At 40.8% G+C, this 25,742-nt stretch carries 24 protein-coding genes and 1 pseudogene; 12 read left to right on the forward strand and 13 right to left on the reverse strand.

The genetic code is table 11. The annotated features are described in order from the left end of the window. The first annotated feature begins 6 nt into the window (after positions 1-6). Genes ACST14_RS02925 through purS form a run of 3 tightly spaced genes read left to right on the forward strand, consistent with a single transcriptional unit; the run spans position 7 to position 1,609 of the window. Positions 7-648 carry an MBL fold metallo-hydrolase gene (locus ACST14_RS02925; protein ID WP_459460386.1) on the forward strand — a complete coding sequence of 214 codons (642 nt, stop codon included), beginning with the start codon at positions 7-9 and terminating at the stop codon, positions 646-648. Continuing rightward, positions 645-1,361: a CDP-diacylglycerol--serine O-phosphatidyltransferase gene (pssA, locus tag ACST14_RS02930; RefSeq protein WP_459460388.1), complete on the forward strand. Its 717-nt coding sequence runs from the start codon at positions 645-647 to the stop codon at positions 1,359-1,361. The genes ACST14_RS02925 and pssA overlap by 4 nt, the downstream gene beginning before the upstream one ends. Continuing rightward, a complete protein-coding gene (gene purS, locus ACST14_RS02935; protein ID WP_459460390.1) occupies positions 1,358-1,609 on the forward strand; it encodes a phosphoribosylformylglycinamidine synthase subunit PurS in 252 nt (83 codons plus the stop codon). Before pssA ends, purS begins: the two co-directional genes overlap by 4 nt. A gap of 3 nt (positions 1,610-1,612) precedes the next feature. Here purS and ACST14_RS02940 read toward each other — a convergent pair whose 3' ends face one another. From ACST14_RS02940 to kdsB, 4 genes and pseudogenes are all read right to left on the reverse strand, one after another. Further along, positions 1,613-1,969, reverse strand: a complete 357-nt coding sequence (locus ACST14_RS02940; RefSeq protein ID WP_459460392.1) for a CoA-binding protein — start codon at positions 1,967-1,969, stop codon at positions 1,613-1,615. Continuing rightward, complete coding sequence (gene metF, locus ACST14_RS02945) at positions 1,969-2,922, reverse strand: methylenetetrahydrofolate reductase [NAD(P)H] (RefSeq protein WP_459460394.1); 954 nt, start codon at positions 2,920-2,922, stop codon at positions 1,969-1,971. Before metF ends, ACST14_RS02940 begins: the two co-directional genes overlap by 1 nt. After that, a pseudogene (gene metH / locus ACST14_RS02950) lies at positions 2,915-6,669 on the reverse strand (methionine synthase). The gene metF and the pseudogene metH overlap by 8 nt, the downstream one beginning before the upstream one ends. Positions 6,670-6,733: 64 nt before the next feature. Continuing rightward, positions 6,734-7,486, reverse strand: a complete 753-nt coding sequence (kdsB, locus tag ACST14_RS02955) for a 3-deoxy-manno-octulosonate cytidylyltransferase (protein ID WP_459460396.1) — start codon at positions 7,484-7,486, stop codon at positions 6,734-6,736. A 64-nt stretch (positions 7,487-7,550) separates the two neighbouring features. On the opposite strand from kdsB, the gene ACST14_RS02960 reads away from it, so the two are divergent. The 5 genes from ACST14_RS02960 to ACST14_RS02980 all read left to right on the forward strand — a co-directional run bounded on the left by ACST14_RS02960 (position 7,551) and on the right by ACST14_RS02980 (position 11,807). Then, positions 7,551-8,210, forward strand: coding sequence for a hypothetical protein (locus tag ACST14_RS02960; protein WP_459460398.1), 660 nt, complete (start codon positions 7,551-7,553; stop codon positions 8,208-8,210). Next, complete coding sequence (locus ACST14_RS02965) at positions 8,197-9,069, forward strand: LysM peptidoglycan-binding domain-containing protein (RefSeq protein WP_459460400.1); 873 nt, start codon at positions 8,197-8,199, stop codon at positions 9,067-9,069. The genes ACST14_RS02960 and ACST14_RS02965 overlap by 14 nt, the downstream gene beginning before the upstream one ends. A gap of 162 nt (positions 9,070-9,231) precedes the next feature. Continuing rightward, on the forward strand, positions 9,232-10,014 hold the full coding sequence (locus ACST14_RS02970; RefSeq protein WP_459460402.1) for a TIGR02757 family protein: 783 nt from the start codon (positions 9,232-9,234) through the stop codon (positions 10,012-10,014). Continuing rightward, on the forward strand, positions 10,005-10,883 hold the full coding sequence (locus ACST14_RS02975; RefSeq protein WP_459460404.1) for an aldose epimerase family protein: 879 nt from the start codon (positions 10,005-10,007) through the stop codon (positions 10,881-10,883). The genes ACST14_RS02970 and ACST14_RS02975 overlap by 10 nt, the downstream gene beginning before the upstream one ends. A gap of 33 nt (positions 10,884-10,916) precedes the next feature. Further along, positions 10,917-11,807, forward strand: coding sequence for a DUF3078 domain-containing protein (locus ACST14_RS02980; protein WP_459460406.1), 891 nt, complete (start codon positions 10,917-10,919; stop codon positions 11,805-11,807). Here the strand turns inward: ACST14_RS02980 and ACST14_RS02985 are convergent, their stop codons facing one another. Together ACST14_RS02985 and ACST14_RS02990 are read right to left on the reverse strand one after the other, a co-directional pair. Continuing rightward, on the reverse strand, positions 11,808-12,698 hold the full coding sequence (locus tag ACST14_RS02985) for a Ppx/GppA phosphatase family protein (RefSeq protein WP_459460408.1): 891 nt from the start codon (positions 12,696-12,698) through the stop codon (positions 11,808-11,810). Then, on the reverse strand, positions 12,695-12,976 hold the full coding sequence (locus ACST14_RS02990; RefSeq protein WP_459460410.1) for an iron-sulfur cluster biosynthesis family protein: 282 nt from the start codon (positions 12,974-12,976) through the stop codon (positions 12,695-12,697). Before ACST14_RS02990 ends, ACST14_RS02985 begins: the two co-directional genes overlap by 4 nt. 64 nt (positions 12,977-13,040) lie before the next feature. Between ACST14_RS02990 and porX the strand changes: the two genes are divergently transcribed. After that, the gene (porX, locus tag ACST14_RS02995) at positions 13,041-14,606 is read left to right on the forward strand and encodes a T9SS response regulator signal transducer PorX (RefSeq protein WP_459460412.1); all 1,566 of its coding nucleotides are present in this window, start codon (positions 13,041-13,043) and stop codon (positions 14,604-14,606) included. On the opposite strand, the gene ACST14_RS03000 is transcribed toward porX, so the two are convergent. Continuing rightward, positions 14,607-15,278: a cell division ATP-binding protein FtsE gene (locus ACST14_RS03000; protein ID WP_459460414.1), complete on the reverse strand. Its 672-nt coding sequence runs from the start codon at positions 15,276-15,278 to the stop codon at positions 14,607-14,609. An 18-nt stretch (positions 15,279-15,296) separates the two neighbouring features. After that, on the reverse strand, positions 15,297-15,953 hold the full coding sequence (gene fsa / locus ACST14_RS03005) for a fructose-6-phosphate aldolase (RefSeq protein WP_459460416.1): 657 nt from the start codon (positions 15,951-15,953) through the stop codon (positions 15,297-15,299). A 178-nt stretch (positions 15,954-16,131) separates the two neighbouring features. On the opposite strand from fsa, the gene ACST14_RS03010 reads away from it, so the two are divergent. From ACST14_RS03010 to ACST14_RS03020, 3 genes are read left to right on the forward strand one after another with little or no spacing between them, the layout of a single operon-like run. Then, complete coding sequence (locus ACST14_RS03010; RefSeq protein WP_459460418.1) at positions 16,132-16,836, forward strand: tetratricopeptide repeat protein; 705 nt, start codon at positions 16,132-16,134, stop codon at positions 16,834-16,836. 2 nt (positions 16,837-16,838) lie between these two features. After that, positions 16,839-17,195 carry a transmembrane 220 family protein gene (locus ACST14_RS03015; protein WP_459460420.1) on the forward strand — a complete coding sequence of 119 codons (357 nt, stop codon included), beginning with the start codon at positions 16,839-16,841 and terminating at the stop codon, positions 17,193-17,195. A gap of 1 nt (position 17,196) precedes the next feature. Beyond that, the gene (locus tag ACST14_RS03020) at positions 17,197-18,117 is read left to right on the forward strand and encodes a sugar phosphate isomerase/epimerase family protein (protein WP_459460422.1); all 921 of its coding nucleotides are present in this window, start codon (positions 17,197-17,199) and stop codon (positions 18,115-18,117) included. 43 nt (positions 18,118-18,160) lie between these two features. On the opposite strand, the gene ACST14_RS03025 is transcribed toward ACST14_RS03020, so the two are convergent. The 5 genes from ACST14_RS03025 to ACST14_RS03045 all read right to left on the reverse strand — a co-directional run bounded on the left by ACST14_RS03025 (position 18,161) and on the right by ACST14_RS03045 (position 25,712). Next, a complete protein-coding gene (locus tag ACST14_RS03025) occupies positions 18,161-18,892 on the reverse strand; it encodes a LolA family protein (protein WP_459460424.1) in 732 nt (243 codons plus the stop codon). A 66-nt stretch (positions 18,893-18,958) separates the two neighbouring features. Beyond that, positions 18,959-20,173: a TCR/Tet family MFS transporter gene (locus ACST14_RS03030; RefSeq protein ID WP_459460426.1), complete on the reverse strand. Its 1,215-nt coding sequence runs from the start codon at positions 20,171-20,173 to the stop codon at positions 18,959-18,961. A 23-nt stretch (positions 20,174-20,196) separates the two neighbouring features. Further along, positions 20,197-21,081 (reverse strand): sugar phosphate isomerase/epimerase family protein, encoded by an 885-nt coding sequence (locus ACST14_RS03035; protein WP_459460428.1) that lies wholly within the window; start codon positions 21,079-21,081, stop codon positions 20,197-20,199. A gap of 36 nt (positions 21,082-21,117) precedes the next feature. Next, on the reverse strand, positions 21,118-21,852 hold the full coding sequence (locus ACST14_RS03040; protein WP_459460431.1) for a PI-PLC domain-containing protein: 735 nt from the start codon (positions 21,850-21,852) through the stop codon (positions 21,118-21,120). Beyond that, positions 21,852-25,712 (reverse strand): pyruvate carboxylase, encoded by a 3,861-nt coding sequence (locus ACST14_RS03045; protein WP_459460433.1) that lies wholly within the window; start codon positions 25,710-25,712, stop codon positions 21,852-21,854. The genes ACST14_RS03040 and ACST14_RS03045 overlap by 1 nt, the downstream gene beginning before the upstream one ends. Positions 25,713-25,742: the final 30 nt, after the last annotated feature.

Below are 25,742 nucleotides of genomic sequence, written 5' to 3' on the forward strand. Positions count from 1 at the left end.
AACCTTATGATTTTCCACCAAGCTTTCACCTTAAATCAATTCCGAGAAAATACCTATGTCATTTGGGATTCACAGGGAATAGGTATTATCGTTGATCCAGGTTGCTATACGTACGAGGAGCGCCTAACGCTAAAAAACTTCATCGAAGAAAAAAACATTACGCTAACCCATATCCTGAATACTCACGCGCACATCGATCACGTATTAGGTGTGGAGTATTTTAGACAAGAATATAAGATTCCTTTCTACCTCCATCCAAAAGATGAACCTTTGCTGAAAGATTCCTCGAATCGAGCACAGGTGTACGGGTTTCCGCATTACCAACCTTCTGAGGTAGATGTTTGGTACGAGGACGATCAAATTCTGCAGATTGGAGAAATGGAAATCAAGATTTTATTCGTGCCGGGTCATGCGCCTGGACATATCGCTTTGTATTTTGAAAAAGAAGGCCTTTTGTTTGATGGAGATGTGTTATTTAGACAAAGTATAGGTAGAACTGACTTCGCTTTATGCAATCACGCTGATTTAGTGCATAGCATTCAAACGAAATTATATACCTTGCCAGAATCTACGATTGTTTACCCAGGACATGGCGGAAGCACCACCATAGGTCAAGAAAAAGTATCCAATCCATACGTAAAAGCATGAAAAAAGAAATCCCTAACCTATTAACGCTTGGCAATTTGCTGGCTGGTTGTATCGGAATTTGGTTCGTGATGCAAGGCGATTTAGTGAGTGCCTCCTATTGTATCTTCATTTCACTTATATGTGATTTTTTCGATGGATTTTTAGCGCGCGCGTTGCAGGCTTATTCTGAGCTTGGAAAACAGCTTGATTCATTGGCGGATATGGTCTCATTCGGCGTATTACCCGCTTTTATCTTATTTGCTTTAGTGGAGCAAAGCTGTGGAACACAATGCAGTGTCGGTCTATTCGGATTCTATAAGCCATTTATGGTTTTTGCCTTAGTGTTGATGTCAGCCTATCGTTTAGCAAAATTCAATATTGATACACGCCAAAGCGATCAATTCATCGGAGTCCCTACTCCGGCCAATGGCCTTTTAATCGCATCTTTACCTTTAATTCTGCGCTTCCAACCAGAATTCAGTTCGTATATTCTTCAGTTCCAAGGCCTATTAATCTATGCAGTCATCATGAGCTATTTATTAGTCTGTGAATTGCCCTTATTAGCCTTTAAGTTTACAACCTGGGATTGGAAAAGCAATCAAGTGAAATTCATTTTCCTTATTTTTTGCATTGCTGCCCTTGTTATGCTTAAATTTGCAGCAATTCCGGTTTTAGTGATGTCATATATCCTTCTATCCGGCCTACTTTTCCTTATAAATCCAGACAAAAAATGAAATTCTTAGCTGAAATCAACGTAATGCCTCAAAAAGAAATCCTTGATCCTCAAGGGAAAGCCGTATTAATTGGCTTACAAAACTTAGGCATTAACCAAGTGGGAGACGTTCGTATCGGTAAGCATATCACGTTAAGTGTGGACGCTGCATCAGAAGCGGAGGCAAACGAGGTCGTAACGAATGCGTGCAAGAAATTGTTAGCAAACTTGATTATGGAGGAATTTGAGTTTACGTTAACAGCTCAATAGATCCTAAAACTGGCCTGTATGCAATAAAACCAGTGTGCAGGACTCTTCTGTTTGAATTCCCACTTTTTGTAATTCCCTCTCGAGATCCGGATTTTCGGTTCCTGGATTGAAAATAACTCGCTTAGGGGCTAAAGCCTGGAGGTATTCGAAAAGGCCATCCTGATTCGAAGGACCCACGTACAAAGTGACGGTGTCTATATCCTGCAACAAAGGTTGATCCTGTTGAATAGAGAGCCCTAAGACTTCCCCTTCTTTTATTCCTACAAGTGACACATCATGCTTATGTTGCAATAACAATTCGGTGGCCATATAAGCATATCGACTCGGATTCGTACTTGCACCATAGACTAAGACTTTCATTAGAATAATTTTTCGGCGATGGCTCTCACACTATCGGATTTACTCATCGTATAGAAATGAAGCGCTGGAACTCCGGCTTGAATCAATTCTTTTCCTTGCTGCACCGCCCATTCAATACCTAATTGCTTGATTGCCGCATTATTCGCGCATTTACGCGCTTCAGAAACAAATTCCGATGGAATTTCTAAATGGAAAATCTCCGGTAAAATCTCTAATTGACGTTCTGTCGCTAAAGGTTTTAATCCCGGGATAATAGGCACTTTAATGCCCATTTCGCGACATTTTTTAACAAAATCAAAGTATTTCGAATTATCAAAGAACATCTGCGTCACGATATAATCCGCACCTGCATCTACTTTTTGCTTCAAGTACTGTAGATCATCTTCAAAAGAAACGGCATCGATATGCTTCTCTGGATAACCAGCAACCCCTATACAGAAATTCGTAGGTAAGGATTCCGTCTCCTCGTGTAATAAAATACCCTGGTTCATCGCCGCAACTTGCGCTACTAATTCGTTCGCATAGGCATGTCCACCCGGTTTAGGCACAAAATGACTTTCTCCTTTTTCCTGATCTCCACGTAATAATAAGGCATTTTCTATACCTAAATAGTGCAAATCGATTAAAAAATCTTCTGTCTCTTCTTGGGTAAAACCACCACATATAACGTGAGGTACCGCTTCGATTTGAAAACGTTGCATGATCGAAGCACAGATTCCTAGGGTACCTGGACGCTTGCGAATGGGAATGCGCTTAGAAAAGCCATCAATAACTTTCTCTACATATTCTTCCCGGTGATAGGTCACCTCAATAAAGGGAGGCTTAAACTCCATCAATGGCTCAATATGCGACATTAATTCGCCCAAGTGCTGGCCTTTCATCGGTGGAATGATCTCGATCGAGAAAAGTGTTTTCCCTGCCGCTTGCTCAAAATATTTCGTAATCTTAGTCATAATTCAAAACCGGGCTTAACCATTTTTCGATGTCGTCTACCGACATGCCTTTGCGTTTCGCATAATCTGTTATTTGGTCTTTGGCAATCTTTCCTAAGCCAAAATACGTACTCTCCGGATGTGAAAAATAGAATCCAGACACCGCAGAGGCCGGATACATCGCATAACTCTCCGTTAATTGAATTCCGATTTGCTTCTCCGCATCCAACAATTCGAATAAACGCTTCTTCTCCGTGTGATCAGGACAAGCCGGATAACCTGGAGCAGGACGAATGCCGTCATACTTCTCTGAAATTAAATCTTCATTGCTTAAATGCTCTTCCGATGCATAGCCCCAGAACTCCCTGCGAACACGCTCATGCAATAATTCTGCAAAGGCTTCCGCTAAACGATCCGCTAAAGCCTTCACCATGATCGAATTATAATCGTCATGTTCTTTTTCGTATTTATCTAAAAGCAATTCAATCCCTAGACCCGTCGTTACCGCAAAAGCACCCACATAATCCGTCTGACCTGAGTTCAAAGGAGCCACAAAATCACTTAAACAGCGATTCGGCAGCGTGCTGGCTTTCTGGCCTTGCTGACGTAAATGATGCAGCCATTGGCTCTTATCGGAAGATTCGTCCTTGATTTCAATCTCATACGAATTCTGCTTATGCGATCCGTGTTTTTCACAAGCCACCTCTAAAGCCTTCTCCACATAATCATGTAAAATAATATCGTCCCCTAGCGAGTTTGCTGGGAAGAAACCTAGCGCTGCCTTCGCCTGAAGCGATTTATTAGCAATAATCTCTTTCAATAAGGCTTGCGCATCATCGAATAATTTCTTCGCCTCTATTCCTACCACCTCGTTATCAAAAATACGCGGGTATTTACCTGATAACTGCCAAGTAGAGAAGAACGGTGTCCAATCGATGTATTTCGCGATTTCTTCTAAGGAATAATCTTCAAAATACTTTACTCCTAAGAAGGACGGTTGTTTCGCTTTAAATCCTGTCCAATCAATTCCGCTCGATTTTGCACGAGCCTGATCGATGGATAAGTAATTTTTCTCTTGTTGACGGGCTGCGTGAGCCGTTCTCAATTCAGCATATTCTGTTTTAATCTCGTTAAAGATTTCTTGAGAAGTTAATTCACTTTGCAATAATCGTCCCGCTACTGGTACGGAACGGGAGGCGTCTAAAACGTGAATAACAGGTCCTGAATAATGTGGGTCAATTTTTACAGCCGTATGAATACGGGACGTAGTTGCCCCTCCGATTAAAAGAGGAACTTTGAAACCAAGTCGCTCCATTTCTTTGGCCACATAAACCATCTCATCTAAGGACGGCGTAATCAGACCAGATAGATAATATCGACGTTATGCTCTTTCGCCGCCGCTAAAATCTTATCGCAAGGCACCATGACTCCGATGTCGATCACTTCGTAATTATTACAGGCCAAAACCACACCCACAATATTCTTTCCAATATCATGCACATCCCCTTTCACAGTAGCCATCAATATCTTTCCCGCAGAAGAACTCTCCCCACCTTGTTTTCCAGCCTCAATAAACGGCAATAAATAAGCAACCGCCTTCTTCATCACCCGCGCAGATTTCACGACCTGAGGCAAGAACATTTTTCCTTCTCCAAACAAATCCCCCACCACGTTCATTCCGTCCATCAAAGGACCCTCAATTACTTGAATCGGGCGCTCTACTAATTGACGAGCTTCTTCGACATCTTCATCAATAAATTCCGTCAAACCTTTAATTAAAGCGTGTTGCAAACGCTTATTAACCGGTTCTTTTCTCCAAGCATCATCCACTACTACCTCTTTCCCAGCAGATTTAACTGTTTCTGCATAGGTCACTAATTTCTCTGTTGATTCCGGATTTCTATTCAATAAAACATCCTCGCACAAATCACGTAGCACTGTATCAATGTCATCGTAAACACCTAATTGGCTGGCGTTGACAATTCCCATATCCATTCCTGCTTTAATCGCATGATATAAGAAAACCGTGTGCATTGCCTCCCGCACTAATTCGTTACCACGGAAAGAGAAGGAAATATTAGAAACACCACCCGATACTTTTGCATGAGGCAAGTTCTCTTTAATCCATTTTGTCGCTTTAATGAAATCAACCGCATAGTTATTATGCTCCTCGATTCCCGTCGCGACCGTTAAAATATTCGGATCAAAAATGATATCCTGAGCAGGCAAACCTACTTTATCAACTAAAATATCGTAGGCTCTTTTGCAAATCTCGATACGACGTTCGTAAGAATCAGCTTGCCCTGTTTCATCAAAGGCCATGACCACTACGGAAGCACCGTACATCTTCACTAAATTCGCAGACTCGATAAATTTCTCCTCCCCCTCTTTCAACGAGATCGAGTTAACCACCGATTTACCTTGTACACATTTCAAACCTGCTTCAATTACCTCCCACTTAGAGGAATCAATCATGATAGGCAAACGGGCGATATCAGGTTCTGACATCAATAAATTCAAGAATTGTGGCATCATCTTTACGCCATCAATCATCCCCTCGTCCATGTTAATGTCCAAAATCTGCGCTCCACCATCCACTTGCTCCCGCGCCACCGAAATAGCTTCTTCAAACTTTTCTTCCCGAATTAAACGGGCAAATTTCTTCGATCCCGTCACATTGCAACGCTCACCAATATTGACGAATCTAGTCAATTCGGTAATCTCCAAAGGCTCTAACCCGGATAATTGCTGATTTTCATTCGCCACAGGAATCACGTGCGGCCTGTGCTTAGCAGCTACTTCTGCAATTGCCTGGATATGCGCTGGCGTCGTACCACAGCAGCCACCAATAATATTTAAAAAGCCATTTTCTAAGAAATCGTCAATAATCACCGCCATTTCTGAAGGCGACTGATCGTATTCTCCCATTTCGTTCGGCAAACCCGCATTCGGGTGTGCTGAAACGAAGAAAGGGGATTTATCATTCAAGATCTTCACATAAGGACGCATTAAATCTGCACCTAAAGCGCAATTTAAGCCGACCGAAAGTAAAGGCATGTGGGAAATGGAAGTTAAAAAAGCCTCGGTAGTTTGACCAGATAAGGTACGTCCAGAGGCATCCGTAATCGTACCTGAAACCATGACAGGTAAATAAGGCTTCGAAGGATTTTGTTTAAAGAATTGATCGATGGCAAATAAAGCGGCCTTCGCATTCAAGGTATCAAAAATAGTTTCAACTAGCAGTAAATCCGCCCCTCCGTCTACTAAACCCTGAATTTGTTCGGTATAAGCGATCACTAATTCATCAAATGTAACCGCCCTAAAACCAGGATCATTTACATCTGGCGATAAAGAAAGCGTCCGATTCGTAGGTCCAATGGATCCAGCTACGTAACGAGGTTTTGAAGGATCTTTGGCAGTATATTCATCCGCCACTTCGCGCGCAATTTTCGCAGACTCAAAATTTAATTCATACACGAACTCCTCCATGTAGTAATCCGCCATGGCAATGGAAGTCCCAGAGAAGGTATTTGTTTCGGCAATATCGGCCCCAGCCGCAAAGTATTTTGCGTGGATTTCTTTGATCACATCTGGACGCGTGATCGTTAATAAATCATTATTTCCTTTTACTTCATGCGGAAAGCTTTTGAACCGTTCTCCCCGGTAATCGGCATCTGTTAAATTATATTGTTATATTAAAGAACCCATTGCGCCGTCAAGAATTAAAATCTTTTCGCGTAATACGTCTTTTATATTCGGTCTTTGCATGTGTAAGAATGATCTTTGGACTAAGGTTTATGCCAAAAATCTAGCAAATATACGGCTTTTCAGGCTACAAGAGGCCCATTTTTTGAATTTTTTCTACATCTTCCGGAGAATCAATTCCTATCGTTTCAAATTGCGTTTCTATAGCCTTAATTCGAATGCCATTTTGAACCCAGCGCAACTGTTCTAAGGATTCCGCTAACTCTAAAGGGGTCGGTTTTAAGGCGCTTAATCCCGGCAAAATATCTGCCCGATAGGCATATAATCCGATGTGTTTGAAAAAGGTATGTTTTTCTAACCAATCTTTCGGATCAACACCTCGTAGAAAAGGAATCGTTTGGCGCGAAAAATACAAGGCATTGCCCTCCCCATCGCAAACAACCTTAGGGGTATTACTATTAAAAAGTGTTTCCGTATCCGTTATTTTCTTAATGAGCGTTAAAATAGGCGCTCCAGAAGCGAAGCCTGCCGCCACTTCTCTTAGCTGTTCAGGTTCAATAAAGGGTTCATCTCCCTGAATATTAATGACATAATCGACCGATTCTCCTAAACGACTTAAGACTTCTGCACAACGATCCGTTCCGGTGATATGGCTAGTAGATGTCAGCATAACCTCTGCACCGAAACTTTGGGCCGCATCAAAAATGCGTTGATCATCCGTAGCAATTACAATTCGATCAAAACCCTCTACCGCCTTCACACGATCATACGTACGCTGAATCATCGGCTTTCCTCCTAGATCTACTAGCGGTTTTCCAGGAAAGCGAGAAGACGCGAAACGGGCCGGAATAATCGCGACCACCTTTTTGCCGTGCATCATAATAATTACGTTTTTTCGGTAGAATTTTGCCAAATTTGCACATAATTTCCAAACTTTCGACCCTTTGTCCGCATTTTTCGAACATTCCTTTAAAGAACCGATCTGGAGTATCCGCTACTGGGGAACCCCAGAACAGCCACGTTTGTGGATAGAAACGAGAGGAAACGGGAACGCATTTTGGCATTCGTATGAAGTAAGTTCTAAAAATATGGAGCTTTTAGGTAAAGCTCCAGCGGACTATGCACAATTAAACTTTCAATCAGGGGATGAAAACCAGGCGGTTTTCATCAAATTACAACAGAGCAAGAATCCGGGTATCGAATCGATCAAAACCTATTCACTCAAGCCCATCGAACTTTTAAAAGAAGAAAAACCGTACGCTTTAAACTCAGAAAGCCCTTTCAACTTCCAAACACCCCAGCATTACGAAGAAAGCCAAGACTATTTCAAAGACTTTCAAACATTTTTCAAACAACAATTCAACGAAAACATTGCGAAAGGATTGGATTATTTTGAAGGTGAGGATAAGCTAATATTTTCTTATTATCTTTACGATAATGGCTGGAAAAACTACCTCAGGGTTTGTAATTTAGCCTTCGAGACCTTAGTTCACGAACTAATCGCTGAAGGAGATGCCATCGGTTACCATACCTTTACTTTGCTAAATGATCAGTTGATCTTTGTAAAGGACAAAATCAAACTAGTTATTTATGAAAAACTATAAATTAACTCTCATTTTAGCGTTTATAGTAGGCTTAAGCACCAGCTTGCAGGCTACTACGCTAGATTCCTTAGGCTTAAAAAAAGAAAACAATAAGACTTTTTTGCTATTCAAAGTAGGGCCTAAACATTCGCTATTCTCAATTTTAAAACGCTATAATTTATCTCTAACAGAATTCAAGGCTGCTAATTCAGAGGTTGAAATTCCAGTGAAAACAGGGGAAATCGTATATATTCCTTTGCATTATCTAGAGGAAAGCAATCCTACGCCTAAAATGGCGAAAGAAAAAGTCGCTGATGCCCCTAAAACGGATGCCCCTAAAGAAGCCGAAATCCACATTGTAGCCAGTAAACAAGGGCTTCTTTCCGTCGCTAACATGCACAAAGTGACCATGGCGGATTTGCGTAAATGGAATAATTTAACGTCAGATCGTTTGCAAGAAGGTCAACGCCTGATTGTCTCAGATCCATCAGCTTCTAAATCAACTATTTCCGTAGATAAGACTAACCTATTGCCTGCGAAAGCATCTACTACAGCTACCGCTCCTGCAACAGAACCAGCAGCTCCAGCAAAAGAAAAAGGACCAGAAGACATTAAAAAGAAGATTGAAACTGGGATCGCGGAGTTGATCGATGTGCCAGATAATTCGGGTAAATTCTTAGCCTTACACCGTACTGCACCTATTGGTACGTTGGTTTTAGTAAAAAACCTCACAAATAACCAAAGTATTTGGGTGAAGGTTATTGGCCGTTTACCGAATGGAGATTCTAAGGTAATTATCAAACTTTCTCCTAAAGCTTTTGAAAAATTAAATGCAGTGGATAAGCGCGTGAGGGCTGAAATCTCTTATTTATTACAGTAGATTTATGACAAAGAGAAAAAGGCCAATTACGGCTAGTAACGTAGTTTTTGAAATAATTTTTATCCTATCCTACCCTTTTATAGCCGTATTCTCCACGGCGGTGACTATTTTGGTTTGGGTATTTTCTATTCCATCTAGAGTTATCGCTTTTTTTAGTCGAAAATGATTCACGGAAAAATAGCGGCCATCTTAGAAGAGAAATTCGCTTTTTTCAATCATCCGCGATTCATCGAACACGACCCTATTCAAATCCCTCGCTCATTTAGTCGCCTACAGGATATAGAAATTATGGGATTTTGGGTGGCGATTTTAGCCTGGGGGCAACGAAAAACAATTCTTCAAAATGCTCACCAGCTCATCGAATTGATGGATGGATCTCCTTATGAATTTATCTTAAATCATCAATCAACTGATTTAAAACGATTTGAATCATTTAAACACAGAACCTTCCAATATTCAGACACGCTCTATTTTATCGAATTTTTTCAAAGACATTACAGAGGCAATCATTCACTAGAAACGGCGTTCACACATGGCTTAAAAGGGACTGACTTAACGGTTGAAAATGGACTTAATGGGTTTTATTCTTATTTTTTCGATTCAGAATGGGCCCCGGAGCGAACGAAAAAACACATTGCATCCCCTAAGAAAAACTCTGCCTGTAAACGCATCAACATGTTTTTGCGGTGGATGGTAAGAAAAGATGAGGCGGGAGTAGATTTTGGGCTTTGGTCCAGTATTAAGCCATCTCAATTAGTTTGTCCACTCGATGTACATGCCATGCGCACGGCAAGCCAATTAGGATTAATGAAAGAAGAGAAGGCAAACTGGAAAACGGCTTTGGCACTAACTAATACCTTACGAGAATTAGATCCATCAGATCCCGTTAAATATGATTTTGCCCTCTATGGAATGGGCATCGAAGATAAAACACTATGGAAATAAAAAATACAAAAACGGGGGATTACGCCATCATTAACCCACAAGTGGGCGCCAGCTTAATCGAATTACACCTTGCTGGTCTGTCACTCATAGACCTTCCAGGTAGCGAAAAATACCCATTAGAAAGCAATCCGTATCATCCCAGTTCCTTGTTAACTCCCTGGGTTAATCGCGTGCGAAATGGCAATTATTCCTTCAAAGGAAAAAATTACCAATTACCTATCAACGAACCTGATCTGGGCAATGCTATTCATGGTTTACTAGCAAGGGCAAGCTTCGATGTAGAGCAAGTATCCGAAAATTCGATCACCCTAATACACGCCTATTCAGGCGAAGAGCCTAATTACCCCTTCCCTTTTACTTTCCGTTATACCTACACGCTTCAAGACTCAGGGAGTTTAGAAATTACATTCGAGGCTAAAAATACGGGGACAAGTTCTCTCCCATTTGCTTGTGGCTGGCACCCCTATTTTTCTTTTCCTGACACGTCTGCAGAAGATTTAGAGATCAAATTCAAACCGATTAGTCGTTTTTTATCTGACTCCCAAATGATCCCCTTACAAGAGGAAAATCTAAACGGAAAACAACATTTTAAATTCGCAACAGAAAAGATTGATCATGTTTTTCGATTAGAATCTCAAGAAAAACACCTCACTGAATTTATCGATACGAAGCACCAGAGGTCCTTATTTTTAGAGCAATCGTCTATTCAATTTCCCTTCCTAGTGGTATTCCAGCCAGAAGGCTATACATCGGTGGCTATTGAACCCATGACAGCAAATACCGATGCCTTTAATACAGGAGATGGACTAGTAGAATTAGCTCCAGATGAGGTCTTCTCCGGTCAGATCCGTTTATCGATAGGAAAATAAACCATTCAAACAGCTTTTTTGTACCTTTGTCACATGAAGTTAATTTCGCTTATCATTTTGCTCTGCTTATCCGCTTTTAGCCCCGCATTAGGGGAATCGAAAGCAGATTCGACAGCTAATAAATGGAAGCAAGTGATGACCTCAGGAATTAATTTAAATCAATCCAGTTTCAGTGATAACTGGAAAGGTGGTGGAACGAATACGCTGGCAATCGGATGGTATTTAAATCATACAGCGAACGTTTCGAATGAATCCTGGCGATTAAATTCTGATCTTAATTTACAAGTAGGATTTCTCCAAAACCGTACCCAAAGTCTCCGCAAAAACATCGACCGAATTGCGTACGAATTTAAAGCCGGTTATCGTATCAGCCCTAAATGGGACTTTTATGGCTCGACTAACTTTCAAACTCAATTCTTCAATGGATATGAATACGGAAAGAAAAACAAAGCTGGCGCTCCGGTTGACTCTTTGATTTCGAGTCTCTTTGCTCCGGCCTATTTAACCTCCTCCATGGGTCTAGAATACCATCCGGATAAGTCCTTTTATACGCGAATAGGTATTGGAAGTTTACGCCAAACCTTTGTCTTCGATCAAGCCATCTCCAGAGCTGGATTGTATGGTCTAGAAAAACCTGGAGACAATATTAGAAATCAATTCGTCTTTCAGTACCTGGTCAATATAGACAAAGATGTGTGGGAAAATATCAACCTAAAAGCCAGATATTCAGCCTTAATCGATTACTTCAGACTAAATCTTTCCAACAGCATCGTTCACCGCTTAGATGCGAATATAACCATGAAAGTGAACAAATATGTGAGCACAAATATGCAGATCGTGCTATTCCGAGATTATGACCAGGATCCTAGTTGGCAATTTTCTCAAGTCCTATCGATGGGCCTCGTTTACCGAATCGAAAAATAATTATTTCTTTCTGTTTAGGTAGCGATCATACAGCATTTGTATGATTCCATCTTTTAGCCCTAAATCAGGAACTAAAATCGTCTTACATCCACCTAATTCCATCGCTGTTAAATAAATGGAAGCTGCAGGAACAATTACGTCCGCACGGTCCGTATTAAGACGTAATTTATTCACTCGATCTTCAAAAGAAAAAGAACCCACATAGGCTGCTATTTCAAACAGCGCATCAAAACTCATCGACTTTTCCTCCGGCGCAGGTTTTGAAAGATTCAATAATTTTGCGATGTTTCCACCCGTTCCAATGGCCTCAATATCACCCGAAATCAAACTTTTTTGCTGGGCAATCCAGTTTCGCATTTTCTCCCAATCCCCTTCCTTTTCTGTCCCCTCTAATAGCCGAACTGAACCAATTTTAAATGATTTAGAGGCTAATTTCACTCGATTGCTATAGATGTTTAATTCAGTACTACCCCCACCTACATCGATATGTAAATAATTTTTCTTAAAATGTAATGATTGAACAACCACATCATTAATTAATTCTGCCTCACGACTACCATCAATTAATTGAATTTTCATATCCAAAGTCTTATGAATACGTGTAATGATGTCCGCAGAGTTTGAGGCCTCTCGCATCGCAGATGTAGCACAAATGGCATAATCCTTCACTTCATGTAAGTCCATCAATAATTTATAGGCGTGCATTAACTTGAAGATACGAACCTCTGATTCAGGTGAAATCAGGCCATCACTAAATACGTCATGTCCTAAACGAAGGGCAAAACGAACATATTCAATTCGTTTAAAACTAATCACTCCTTCATTTTCTAAGACACTTGAGATTTGAAGGCGAGCGGCATTTGAACCGATGTCAATGGCAGCAAATTTCATGATTTAGCGGGTTTATGAAGAAAAAAACCATTCCCTTGGGCTTCAAAACTGATCTCAGTCCCTAGGACAAAAAGTAATTCCCTTCGATCAATAATGACCGGTATATTTTCAATTAAATACTCCTCGTCATTAGCTGTCTTTGAATCAAAGCCTAAAACGTAGGTTCCTCCACACGTACCTCCACGCATTCCTATACGAAGAAAGGGCTCCGGAAACGTAATGAGTCGAAGATTTTCTAAGGCAGAATCTGTCAAATGTACAGGCGTATCTATTAACATGTATTAACGAGGATGTCGTTGTAAAATTAGCTAATTTTAGGCTCGAAAGGTAAATAAAAGGACGATGACGTATAAAATACTTTGGGCAGACGATGAAATCGATTTATTGAAACCCTATATTTTGTTTTTAGAGGGCAAAGGATACGAAGTATATACCGTTAATTCCGGATCCGACGCCATAGAATTAGTAGAAACTCAAAAGTTCGACATCTTATTCCTAGATGAAAATATGCCTGGCATGTCCGGCCTTGAGGTTTTATTACATATCAAAAAAATCCGCCCAAACCTTCCTGTCATCATGATCACAAAATCAGAAGAAGAGGAATTAATGGAGGACGCCATCGGCTCTAAAATTGCCGATTACTTGATCAAACCACTCAATCCGAATCAATTATTACTTTCTGTTAAGCGAATTTTTGATAAGAAAAGATTGGAAGAGGGTAAAACTAATATAACCTACCAGCAAGAGTTTTCAGCTTTATCAATGCAGTATCAGGATCATTTGAATGCAAAAGAGTGGACCGAAATTTATGAAAAACTCGTGTATTGGGAACTTGAAATCGACACCACGGAGAATAAATCAATGGCAGAGGTTTTGAACAACCAAAAAAATGAAGCAAATGCCCATTTTAGTAAATTCATTGAGAAAAAATACGAAGGTTGGTTACTGAAGCCGGATACTGAAACTCCAGTTCTTTCTCATTTAATGCTGCGTAAGCATGTATTCCCAAAAATAAATGACAAGAGTCCACTCTATTTTATTTTAATCGATAATCTGCGCTTTGATCAATGGAAAACTTTGGACAAATACATCCAAGAATATTTCCGATTAGAGTCAGAAGATACCTATTATTCTATCTTACCTACCACGACCGCTTACGCGAGAAATTCCATCTTTGCTGGGATGATGCCCTCTGAGATCGCTAAAAATTATCCAGATAAATGGGTCTTTGATTTAGGGGACTCAGACGATGAAGAAGGATTCAATAAGCACGAAGAATTTTATTTACAAGAGCAATTAAAGCGTTTAAAAATCAATGCTAAAAGCTCCTATCACAAGATTATCCATCAATACCAGGGAAAACAATTAGTGGACAATTTCAATAAATTGGCAACCAATGACTTAAATGTCATCGTCTATAATTTCGTTGATATGCTTTCGCATGCGCGTACGGACATGGCGATGATCAAGGAATTAGCTCCAGATGAGTCTGCCTACCGTAGTTTAACAGCGAGTTGGTTTCAGCATTCCCCCCTGTTTGATTTATTAAAGAAGATCGCAGAGAAAAAGGGTCGAGTGATTATCACCACAGATCATGGAATGATCCGAGTTCAAAATCCGATTAAAATTGTAGGGGATAGAAATACGAACACGAATTTACGTTACAAGCAAGGCAAGAATCTAAATTGGGATAATGCGAATAAAATGATGGTTTGCCGGAAGCCAGAGAATATTTTCTTACCTAAACCGAATGTATCTACAACCTATGTTTTTGCCAAAGAAGACAATATGTTTGCCTATCCAAACAATTACAATCAATACGTAAACCACTACCGAAATACCTTCCAGCACGGGGGAATTTCCTTAGAGGAATGTATCATTCCCGTCATCTATTATACAGGAAAATAGTTAGAGACTCGAGACAGGGAAGATTTTACCACCTTCGCATTTGAGGATTTGGCCTGGAACTTTAGCCATGGTATTATAATCGTGACTTGCCATTATAATGGCCATTCCACTTTGATTCAGCTCCTTAAATAATTGCATAATTTCCAAAGAAACCTCCGGATCTAAATGCCCCGTAGGCTCATCAGCTAGCAATAAAACAGGATTATTTAAGATGGCACGCGCAATACAAATACGTTGCTGCTCTCCGCCAGATAAGCGATGAATGCGTTTCGAAATCGCAGAACTCATACCCACTCGGCTTAAAACCTCCTCAATTTTAAAGCGAATTTCCTCTTTGTTTTTATGGCCCGTGGCCTCTAAAACAAAAGATAAATTCTTCTCTACATCACGATCTGTTAATAATTGAAAGTCTTGGAAGACGAAACCTAATTTTCGTCTCAAAAATGGCACATCAGATTGAGTAATCGTGTTCAAGGAATATCCTGCCACCGTTGCATTACCTGATTGAATACCTATTTCAGCAATTATACTGCGAAACAATGTACTTTTTCCACTCCCCGTTTTACCGATTAAATAATAAAAATCCCCTTCATTAATCGTTAAATTAATGTCTTCTAGCGTATTAACGCCTTCTTGAGAAATAGTTACTTGTTCAAAAGATAAAACAGACATAAGAATCGCCTAGGTTTATTAAGAATTTACTTTTGCGTGATCGGCTAAAAACTGAGCTAAACCCGAATCTGTCAACGGGTGCTTTAAAAGTGCTAACATGGCAGATAATGGACCAGTCATGACATCTGCAGCAGCTTCTGCACATTTAATAATATGCATTGGGTGACGAACTGAGGCTGCCAAGATTTGTGTTTCGAACTCGTAATTATCGTAAATCAACCGAATTTGTTCGATTAATTCAATACCGTCATAGGATATATCATCTAGGCGGCCAATAAAAGGGGAAACATAGGTTGCACCGGCTTTTGCGGCTAATAAAGCTTGGCCTGCAGAGAAAACTAGCGTGCAATTTGTTTTAATACCTCTTTCAGAAAAATATTTCAAGGCCTTAATACCGTCCTTGATGATAGGAATCTTCACTACAATTTTATCGTCTAATTCAGCTAATTCTTCGCCTTCACGAATCATCCCTTCATAATCAGTCGCAATTACTTCGGCAGAAACATCCCCATCGACGATATCACAAATCGCTTTGTAATGACGTAAAACTTGGTCTTTTCCAGTAATTCCTTCTTTAGCCATTAAAGAGGGGTTAGTTGTAACACCATCCAAAACACCTAAATCTTGTGCTTCCTTGATTTGAGCTAAATTCGCTGTATCGATAAAAAATTTCATAGGTCAGATTTTTAATAACAAAAAAATGGCAAATTCACCGCTACGACCGACCTACCCTTGCTTCGATCAAGACCTGGGGGATTCAGCGGGAGCTGGTAATTTGCCATCACAAAGATGACAAAAAAGCGGCTTTTTTCAAAATAAATATCGTTTTTTTGGATTAGCACCTTAACTTTAAATGATGAAAAAAACGATTCTATTTTTAAGCCTATTCATTACATGGGCTTGTTCTACTTCAGGAGAGGCTTGGTTAGAGGAAGCGAAAGCTCGCTTACAGAAAGGGGAAGCTGTTTCTGCTAAAGAAGCACTACAAAAAGCGATTGAAAAAAATCCTGGTTTGGCAGAGGCGTATAACTTACAGGGTGTCATTCTATTTCAAGAAAAAAATTACCCAGAAGCTGAAGCGGCTTATCGTAAGGCAATTGAATTAAAACCCTCTTTATATACATCTCAATTGAATTTAGGAGCGGTTTTAATGGAACAAGGGGTTTGGGATAAAGCACTTGCTCCTACGGATAAAGCCATCGCATCTCAGCCCGATTCGAGTGCAGGATACCTGCAAAGAGGAATTATACAAGCCGCACTTGCTAAACCAATGAATGCAAAAGCAGATTTTACGAAGGCCATAAGCTTAGCGCCTAAAGAAATCAATGCCTACTATAACCGAGGAAATATTTTATTTCAAGAGGAAAATTATGCAGCCGCCATCGCTGATTTTGCGAAGGCAGCGGACATTAACCCCGCTTTTGGAAAAGCTTATTATGCTTTAGGATTAAGTTATATCAAATCAAATCAAAACGACAAAGCGTGTCTAGCGTTCAAACAAGCTCAAAAACTTGTTTATCCTGGCGCAGCCGAAGCCGTTAAAAACCTATGTCAATAACCATGAGAAAGATACAATTTATCCTAGGGGCCTTTTTTAGCATCGTATTCTCACTTTTCGCCTATTGGCAATTTAATGACCCCGATCCCATTTTATGGGTTCCTGTGTATGCCACAGCCGTGTATACATCCTTGCAAGCCATGCGGGGAAAAACAAATCTTGAACTTTTAATCGTTTTATTCTGCTTATCTCTTTTTGCAGGCTTGCAATTATGGATGGGAATGACCGCTTGGGAAGGATTTTTGACGGATGGATTAAGTATGAAAACACATAATCAGGAATTAGCTAGAGAGGCCGTGGGTCTTTGGATTGCAACAGCTTCATTTGCGCTATTTTACGGATTAGAAAAAAAGAAATAACATGTTAGAACTTGGTTTTGTCTCTGCGATTCTTCCTAATAAAAGTCTTTTTGAGGTTTTAGACTATGCCAAACAGCAAAATTTTGCTTGTGTAGAAGTCATGTGCTGGCCAGCTTCATCAAAAGACGCGCGCAGGTATGCCGGCGTTTCGCATATTGCTGTAGATCAAATGACACGGGAGGATCAGCTAGATTTGAAAGCTAAATTAGCTACGCATCCGGTGAAAATTTCGGCTTTGGGCTACTACCCTAATCCACTTGACCCAGATGAAACGCAGGCCGCATTTTACAGAGAGCACATTAAAAAAGTCATTAAGGCAGCTTCCGTTTTAGGTATTGAACGCGTAAATACCTTTGTGGGACGTGATTATACGAAAAGTGTGGCTTATAATATTAGTCGTTTCGCTGAGGTTTGGCCAGAAATTATTGCCTTAGCTGATTCATTAAAAATCAAAATAGGCATTGAGAATTGTCCGATGTTCTTTACGGATGATGAGTGGCCAGGAGGAAAGAATTTAATGACAACGCCTAAGATTTGGGATGAATTATTTACTATTATTCCGTCGGCGAATTTTGGTCTAAATTACGATCCCTCTCATATGGTGTTCCAAATGATGGATTATACCTACCCTATTTATCACTATGCGGATCGGATACACCACGTACATTTGAAGGATATCAAAGTGTATCAAGATAAATTAAATCGAGTGGGGATTCTGGCTAATCCCTTAGAATATCATTCACCCAAAATTCCTGGTTTAGGGGATATCAATTGGGGTAAATTTATCTCTGCATTAAATGATGTGCGTTACAGAGGTCCCATCGTGATTGAAGTCGAAGATAAGGCCTATGAAGGCTCAGATGAGGATATTGACAAAGCCATTCGAAGCGCCAGGAATCACATCCAACAATTTTTACCATAAAAAAAGGGCTTCATTTCTGAAGCCCTTTTTGCTATTTCTTTTATTACTTACCTGGTTTTGCAAAGATAACAGGATCAAGTGTAGGATTAATTTCAACCGAAACCGTCTCCACTGTCATCATGCCACCCATCGGGTTAGCCGTTTCCACCGTATGAGGAAAAGCCAAACCATTGACCATTTTATAGTTCGAGAAGCTTACTTCTGAATCTACTTCTTGTCCATTCGCTTGAACTTTAGCTTGAGTCTTTACTACGAAATTCGTCGCAGTAGAAACATACACTTTACTATCTTCGCCAGATGGTTTAGTGACTGTTAATAAATACACATCAGCTCCATCTAATTTCTCCTTAGAAACTAACTCGATTTTATACCCATCTTTTTTAGCATTAGTTAGTATAGAACCTAAGAACTTTTGAGAACTAGCCATTTTTACTTGGTCAGAAGGCATAACTTCCGGCTCACCTGTTCCACCCATCATCGCAGGGCGATTCATCCAACCTTTATCTCCATCAATTACTGTAATGATTTTATTTCCCATTACTTCAATTTCAGTACGGAAAGATTGTCCAATCACTAAAGATGTTTTACTTTCAATGTCCATTCCTTGTACACTGAACTTGTTTTTTACGACTGCCGTTTTAACAGTAGCCCACTTATCTAAGCCACCCATCGCAGCTTCGTGTTTCGCTAGAATTTCTTCTGTAGATTGCGCAGACGCAACAAAAGCGAAAAGCATTCCTGCCACTAGGCAGATTGATTTGATCGTTAATTTCATTTTATAGGGGTTTATTTTCGAAAGTTAAGGTAAAATAGGATAGCTTGATTACCATTCATACTATTTTTATGCGTGTTTCTTCGGAATTGATCGCATGACAATAAGCCAACCTATTAGGACGAGGATGGCGGCCATAAAGAAAGCCGCACCAGGAAATAAAATAGGTGCTTGTTCGGAAGCAAAATAGGCAAATAAATTAGAGGCTAATAAAGGGCCAAAAATAGTCGTAATGGACTGCAAACTTGTTAATCCTCCTTGTAATTCACCTTGCTCATCTGCACCTACTTGTTGGGTGATTAAACTTTGGAGCGCAGGACCAGCAATACCACCTAACCCGAAGGGAATCATAAAGGCATACATCATCCACGATTTAGTGGCATAGGCGAACAAGAAAAAGCCAAATCCATATAACAGAAGGCCGTAAGAAATAGCGCGAATTTCGCCTAGTTTTGGCATAATGATACGGGCCAAACCTCCCTGAACAATCGCCACAATTAAACCTACAAAGGCTAAGGAATAACCCACCTGATCTGGAGTCCAACCAAAAACCTTCATCGTAAAGTAAGACCAGGTACTCGGATGTACTTGTCCGGCTAATTGAAGGCAGAAAAAGGCTCCTACTAAACCGGCGATTACCGGATATTTTGTCAAATTCTTTAAAGAACCGAGTGGATTAGCCCGCTTTATATCAAAGGCTCTTCTATTCGATTTAGCGAGTGATTCAGGCAAGATAAAATAGCCATAAATACCATTTATCAGGGTTAAGGCTGCGGCGGCGAAGAACGGAATTCGATCCCCATACGAGGCTAACATCCCTCCTACCGCAGGTCCAATAATAAATCCAATACCAAAGGCAGCGCCTACCACACCAAAATTCTTCGCGCGATCTTCCGGTTTAGAAACATCGGCAATATAGGCTTGAGCCGTTGTAAAGCTAGCTCCGGTGATACCTGACATAATACGTCCGATAAATAACCAAAGTATGTTAGGCGCAAAAGCTAAGACTAGATAATCAATCGTAAAGCCAAAGAGGGAGGCTAAAATCACCGGTCGACGTCCCACTTGGTCTGAAAGCCCACCTAAAATGGGTGAGAATAGAAATTGCATAATGGCATAAGAGGCCATTAGCCAACCTGCGTATTGCGAGGCTACGGAAATATCACCGCCTACGAAACCTTTGATTAAGGTAGGTAAGACAGGGATAATTAATCCAATTCCGAGAACGTCAATTAATAAGGTAATGAAGATAAATCCTATTGCAGGATTCTTTTTACTCGCCATTTGATTTTACATTAGGCTGCAATTTAAGAAAAAGGATAATGAATTGTATCTTTTAAAAACTGCTTACTAGTTTCAGCACAAGATAAGGGCGTTTTTCCTGGATCAGGTACCCCATCTAATTCTACAATCGCAAATCCTTTGAATTTAATTTTGTCTAAATTCGCAAATACCTCTTCTAAATTCACTTTTCCTTGCCCTAATTCGACGAAACGATAACGAGGCTCCGTCTGACGGACATCCTTCACGTGTAAAGAATGAAGTACTTTCTGGTATTTCAAAACAGCATCAGCTGGATTACCACCGCCTTGGAAATAATGCGCCACATCTAAAAGCAATTTGATTTTAGATGGATCCATATGTTGAACTAGCAAATCTACCTCCTCTGGAGTTTCTCCAAACTGGTCCATATGGTTGTGGTAGGTGGCTTGAATGCCTAATTTCTTTGTTTGGGCACCGATCTCGTTCATTACTTCAGCTAAACGGATTAAATCCTTATCCTCTGGTTTCACCCCTTTCTTGCGTAAAGAATTCGTTAACTGAATGGAAGTTCCCCCTAAGGCTTTTACAAACGTGGCATGTTTTACGTGTTGCGCAATGGATGCATCCACTTTAGCTGGATCAATTTCTACACTTCCGCTCGAAAACATGCACAATTGCAAGCCTGATTGATCGATTAAGGCCTTTAGCGCAGCTGGATTTTCTCCGTATTTCGCAAAGGTATTAGCACGTAATTGAATTCCTTTAAATCCTAAACTGGCCACCTCTTTAATCGCTTGTTCATCTTGCCCACTCCACGTGATAGAAGAATAGCCTAAAGAATAGGTTTTCTTAGCTTGAACTGAAAAAGGAAGACTAAGTGCTACCGAAAATAAAGAGGATTTTACGAGGAATTCGCGTCTAGTTGTCATAGGATGAGGTTTTTACATAAAAGCCTGTAAATCAGTTTATTTACTGCTTCCTAATTTTAAATAATCCGCTAGCAAACTGAGTTTATCCGTACCGATGTAATCCACGCCTATATCTACTAAAGCTTGATAGCCTAATAGTGAATCTGGCGTGGCCCATAAACGAACTTTTCGGCCGTTTGCGTGTACTTTATCAACGTAGGTTTTTAGTTTTTCTTTCAAAGGAGCAGGAATAGGTCCTTGACCGTTCCAAAAACCAAATTTAAATAGGGATTCACTCTCTAAAATCACCTTATTGGTCGGGAAAGGCTCATCTGAGCGGCCATCAAATGTAATCCAAACGGGGGATTCAATGTATTGGGCAGGTTTTGGTCGATTTCCGGAGATGACAATTCGAAATCCTTTTTTTTGCAACAATTCAGCGTAAGGTTTAAAAGCCGCAATGATTAAAGGTAAAGTGGAATCCGAGGGAGTCTTTGAATCAATCAGTAACTGATGAAAATTTCCTTCTTTATTTGCCTTTAAAACCGCTATAATAGGATCAATATACAAATTCTTTAAAGTTCTATTTAGGGCTAAGGAAGATCGCTCATGTCCCACTAATAATTCCCCATTGACTGCATATACATCCGATTCGATAGAACCAAATCCCAGCTGAAACGCCTCAAAAAATGGTCGCTCATGTTCGTAATCATTATGAGCATGCGCCTTTAGCAGTGGGCTTTGCGCGTTTAGGGCGAGTGACAATAAACAAAAAAGAGCGATTTTTTTCATTAGCCTTTTACATAGTCCCCTGACGCAATGCGCGTTTTAGGATCGATTTTTTTATTGTATAAATACGCGTAAGTTTCAATTTGCTTTCCTTTTAGGTTCACTTTTACTTGTTCGCGAACAAATAAACTCTCACTTGGTTTTTCGGCATTATACTCCTCGTATTCATCTAAAACGTTCAATAATTTGATCGTATTAGATAATAAATACAATTCCCCCACCACTTGATCTTTAGCCTCTTGTGAAGGAATAATTCCTGGATAATCGGCTACTTGGTACATTTGGCCTTGATAGGTCGCCATGCCGATGTAATCTGAATTACGGGCGATTAAGCGATGTAAGTCGTTTCCACAATCGCGGCGCAAGGTTCCATAAACGAATAAATATTCTTCTACGTTAGGCTCCGGAAGTTTTGCTTCTTCTAAGATCAGGACTAAATCATCCTGCTCTACTACCGTTCCTTCAGTCAACAATACGTTTCCAATAATTCCTTCAAATGGAGCTGATACGATCGATTCCATCTTCATTGCCTCGATCACATAAAGTGGAGCATTTAATTTAACCTCGTCTCCTGGTTTTACTAAGATACGGGATAAACGTCCTTGCAATGGGGCTCCAATATCTCCTTTAGCCTTCGCTTTCGCGTGTTGCGCTCGTTCTACCTTGACATTTTTGTCCAATATCTTAATCCGGCGCGCCTGACCATTCAATTCAAAGGTCACATTGCGCATGCCTGATTCATCTGCTTCCGACATATACAAGAACTTCACGATGATCGTTTTACCTGGCTCAATCGTGATCATAATTTCCTCATCCTGCTTTAAACCATAGAAGAAAGCTGGTGTAGGTAAAGCTGATAATTCGCCAAATAAGGCGGAATTCTTGTAGAAGTCTTCGTAGACTTTGGGATACATTTTGTAAGATAAGTAATCGTAGAATCCACCCTCAGCTTCGGAGAATTTCTTCGTAAATGCTTTGAAATCAGCATCAAAATCGATGGGTGCCAAATGATCGTTTGGTCGACCCTCGATAGCATGCTCGCCTTTCAAAATAATCTCCTGTAATTGTTTCGGAAATCCTTGGTAAGGCTGACCTAAACCACCCTTAAAGAAATCTTTGACTGATTCAGGGAAGGATAAAGTGGCACCTTTAGCATACACATCCTCCGCCGTTAAGGAATTAGCGGTCATAAAAATCGCCATATCCCCTACCACTTTCGAGGACGGTGTCACCTTCACAATATCGCCAAAAAGCGTATTCGCTTCCGTGTAATTTCGCTTCAATTGCTCAAACTTATCGCCCACTCCCAGCGCAATCGCCTGGCCACGTAGGTTCGTATATTGTCCACCTGGAATCTCATTATTGTAAACCTCAGCAGTTCCAGCCTTCAATTCCGATTCAAATGGCGCATACATCGTACGCACCGCTTCCCAATAATTTGAGTATTCATTCAATAAATCTAAATCCAAATCAGAAGCCTTCGGATGTCCTTGCATCATGGCTACTAAGGAGTTCAAGTTAGGCTGGGACGTCAAACCAGACATCGCTCCTAAAGCGCCATCCACAATATCCACTCCCGCTTCAATCGCCTTCAAATAGGTCGCCGATTGAACAGAGGCCGTATCGTGTGTGTGCAAGTGAATAGGTATATCAACTGCTTTCTTTAATTCTGTTACTAGTTTCTCTGCTTGGAATGGACGTAAAAGACCTGCCATGTCTTTAATGCACAACATGTGTGCTCCTACATCTTCCAGCTGACGCGCCATATCGACGTAGTATTGCAGATTGTATTTATCGTTCGTAAATACATCGCCCGTATAGCAAATAGCTGCTTCTGCGATGCCTGGTGTGCGTTCCCGAACGGCTTTGATCGAAACTTTCATCGCATCGATCCAGTTCAAGGAATCGAAAATACGGAAGACATCAACTCCGGCTTCGGAGGATTTCTCCACGAATTTCTCAATCAAATTATCAGGATATGCCGAGTATCCCACGGCATTCGAGCCGCGGAAAAGCATTTGCAATAACATGTTCGGCATGGCCTCGCGGAATTCTTGCAAGCGCTTCCAGGGGGATTCTTGTAAGAATCGCATCGCCACGTCGAAGGTCGCGCCACCCCATACCTCCATCGAAAATAATTGAGGGAAGGATTTTGCAAAACCGTCCGCCACGGCTAACATATCTTGAGTACGCACACGTGTCGCTAAGAGCGATTGATGTCCGTCACGGAAAGTCGTATCCGTAAAATAAATTTGCTTCGCATCCCGGATGTGTTTCGAAAATTTCTCCGCACCCATTTCCGTTAATAAAGCTTTGTTTCCTTTCGGATATACCGACATGGGATCCACGTAAGGGATGATCGGTGTGCGGAATGGAGCCGTTGGCTTAAATTTAACATCCGGATTTCCATTGACAATTACCTCGCCTAGGTAGCGAATCGCCTTAGTAGAGCGGTCGCGGGTCGGCTTGAAATTGAATAGTTCTGGGTGGTTTGCAATGAAAGGCACCGTGCAATGGCCTTCTTGGAAGACAGGGTGCGTGATAACGTTGCGTAAGAACGGGATGTTTGTTTTTACGCCACGGATACGGAATTCTGTCAACGCGCGGTTTAAGCGTTCGGACGCACCGCGAAGCGTGCGGCCTTTGGCCGATACCTTCACTAACATCGAATCGAAATAAGGGGAAATTTTCACCCCTGGATACGAAGATCCCTCGTCTAGACGAATACCAAAACCAGCTGCATTTCTGTAGGCGATAATCGTACCAAAATCTGGTTTAAATCCATTCGCAGGATCTTCCGTCGTAATGCGACACTGAATCGCAAAGCCCTTTAAAGGGATATCCTCTTGGTTTTGAATGAAAATACCAGGATCAGATAATTTGTAATTTTGGGCGATCAGAATCTGTGTGCGCACGATGTCGATACCTGTCACTTCTTCCGTAATCGTGTGCTCCACCTGAATTCGTGGATTTACTTCAATAAAAAAGATATTCTCCTCTTTATCGACTAGAAATTCAACCGTTCCAGCATTATAATAATTCACCGCCTTGCCTATTGAAAGCGCGTAAGCGTATAATTTTTGTTTTGTTTCTTCTTTTAAACCAAAGGACGGAGCGATCTCCACCACCTTTTGGAAACGTCTTTGCACGGAGCAATCGCGCTCATACAAATGGACTAAATTTCCGTGTTGATCCCCTAATAATTGAACCTCAATATGTTTCGGATCATCAATGAATTTCTCAATGAATAACGTATCATTCCCAAACGCATTTTTCGCCTCATTCTTTGCTTCTTGGTAGGCTTTTTCTAATTCCGCTTCCGTTCTCACCACCCGCATTCCTCGTCCGCCGCCACCGGCAGCGGCTTTCACCATCACTGGAAATTTAATTCGTTTCGCTTCGGATAAGGCCAAAGAATAATCCGACAAATCCCCTTTAGAATCCTCAATCATGGGCACATTCGCCTTCAAAGCTGCCACTTTCGCAGCTACTTTATCTCCCAAAGCATTCATCGCCTCTGGAGAGGGACCCACAAAAACAATCCCTTCTTCTCTACAACGTCTCGCTAAACCTACGTTTTCAGAAAGAAAACCATAGCCCGGGTGAATCGCATCAATCTTTTTAGATTTACACAAGGAAATCAATCCTTCAATATCCAAATAAGGCTTTAATGGTTCGTCGTCCTTACCGATTTGGTAAGCTTCATCAGCTTTATACCGGTGCAAAGAATAGCGATCTTCGAACGTATAAACAGCCACGGTGCGTATTCCTAACTCGGATGCAGCGCGCATGATTCGAATCGCAATCTCGCCACGGTTGGCGATTAGCAAACTGGAGATTTTCTTAACGTATGATTTTGGCATAATAAATCAATTAGAGAATTATAACAAAAA

This window comes from Aquirufa sp. A-Brett2-15D, from assembly GCF_054558735.1.

What these genes read in the sequence shown, in the direction of transcription:
- purS (WP_459460390.1), top strand. Translation starts at nt 1,358, where the DNA reads ATGAAATTCTTAGCTGAAATCAACGTAATGCCTCAAAAAGAAATCCTT.
- ACST14_RS02990 (WP_459460410.1), bottom strand. Translation starts at nt 12,976, where the DNA reads ATGTTAATAGATACGCCTGTACATTTGACAGATTCTGCCTTAGAAAAT.
- ACST14_RS03030 (WP_459460426.1), bottom strand. Translation starts at nt 20,173, where the DNA reads ATGGCGAGTAAAAAGAATCCTGCAATAGGATTTATCTTCATTACCTTA.
- ACST14_RS02975 (WP_459460404.1), top strand. Translation starts at nt 10,005, where the DNA reads ATGGAAATAAAAAATACAAAAACGGGGGATTACGCCATCATTAACCCA.
- ACST14_RS03035 (WP_459460428.1), bottom strand. Translation starts at nt 21,081, where the DNA reads ATGACAACTAGACGCGAATTCCTCGTAAAATCCTCTTTATTTTCGGTA.
- ACST14_RS03000 (WP_459460414.1), bottom strand. Translation starts at nt 15,278, where the DNA reads ATGTCTGTTTTATCTTTTGAACAAGTAACTATTTCTCAAGAAGGCGTT.
- ACST14_RS02970 (WP_459460402.1), top strand. Translation starts at nt 9,232, where the DNA reads ATGATTCACGGAAAAATAGCGGCCATCTTAGAAGAGAAATTCGCTTTT.
- ACST14_RS02980 (WP_459460406.1), top strand. Translation starts at nt 10,917, where the DNA reads ATGAAGTTAATTTCGCTTATCATTTTGCTCTGCTTATCCGCTTTTAGC.
- ACST14_RS02965 (WP_459460400.1), top strand. Translation starts at nt 8,197, where the DNA reads ATGAAAAACTATAAATTAACTCTCATTTTAGCGTTTATAGTAGGCTTA.
- fsa (WP_459460416.1), bottom strand. Translation starts at nt 15,953, where the DNA reads ATGAAATTTTTTATCGATACAGCGAATTTAGCTCAAATCAAGGAAGCA.
- ACST14_RS03040 (WP_459460431.1), bottom strand. Translation starts at nt 21,852, where the DNA reads ATGAAAAAAATCGCTCTTTTTTGTTTATTGTCACTCGCCCTAAACGCG.
- ACST14_RS03020 (WP_459460422.1), top strand. Translation starts at nt 17,197, where the DNA reads ATGTTAGAACTTGGTTTTGTCTCTGCGATTCTTCCTAATAAAAGTCTT.
- metF (WP_459460394.1), bottom strand. Translation starts at nt 2,922, where the DNA reads ATGACTAAGATTACGAAATATTTTGAGCAAGCGGCAGGGAAAACACTT.
- ACST14_RS02985 (WP_459460408.1), bottom strand. Translation starts at nt 12,698, where the DNA reads ATGAAATTTGCTGCCATTGACATCGGTTCAAATGCCGCTCGCCTTCAA.
- ACST14_RS03015 (WP_459460420.1), top strand. Translation starts at nt 16,839, where the DNA reads ATGAGAAAGATACAATTTATCCTAGGGGCCTTTTTTAGCATCGTATTC.
- porX (WP_459460412.1), top strand. Translation starts at nt 13,041, where the DNA reads ATGACGTATAAAATACTTTGGGCAGACGATGAAATCGATTTATTGAAA.
- ACST14_RS03025 (WP_459460424.1), bottom strand. Translation starts at nt 18,892, where the DNA reads ATGAAATTAACGATCAAATCAATCTGCCTAGTGGCAGGAATGCTTTTC.
- pssA (WP_459460388.1), top strand. Translation starts at nt 645, where the DNA reads ATGAAAAAAGAAATCCCTAACCTATTAACGCTTGGCAATTTGCTGGCT.
- ACST14_RS03045 (WP_459460433.1), bottom strand. Translation starts at nt 25,712, where the DNA reads ATGCCAAAATCATACGTTAAGAAAATCTCCAGTTTGCTAATCGCCAAC.
- ACST14_RS02925 (WP_459460386.1), top strand. Translation starts at nt 7, where the DNA reads ATGATTTTCCACCAAGCTTTCACCTTAAATCAATTCCGAGAAAATACC.
- ACST14_RS03010 (WP_459460418.1), top strand. Translation starts at nt 16,132, where the DNA reads ATGATGAAAAAAACGATTCTATTTTTAAGCCTATTCATTACATGGGCT.
- ACST14_RS02940 (WP_459460392.1), bottom strand. Translation starts at nt 1,969, where the DNA reads ATGAAAGTCTTAGTCTATGGTGCAAGTACGAATCCGAGTCGATATGCT.
- kdsB (WP_459460396.1), bottom strand. Translation starts at nt 7,486, where the DNA reads ATGATGCACGGCAAAAAGGTGGTCGCGATTATTCCGGCCCGTTTCGCG.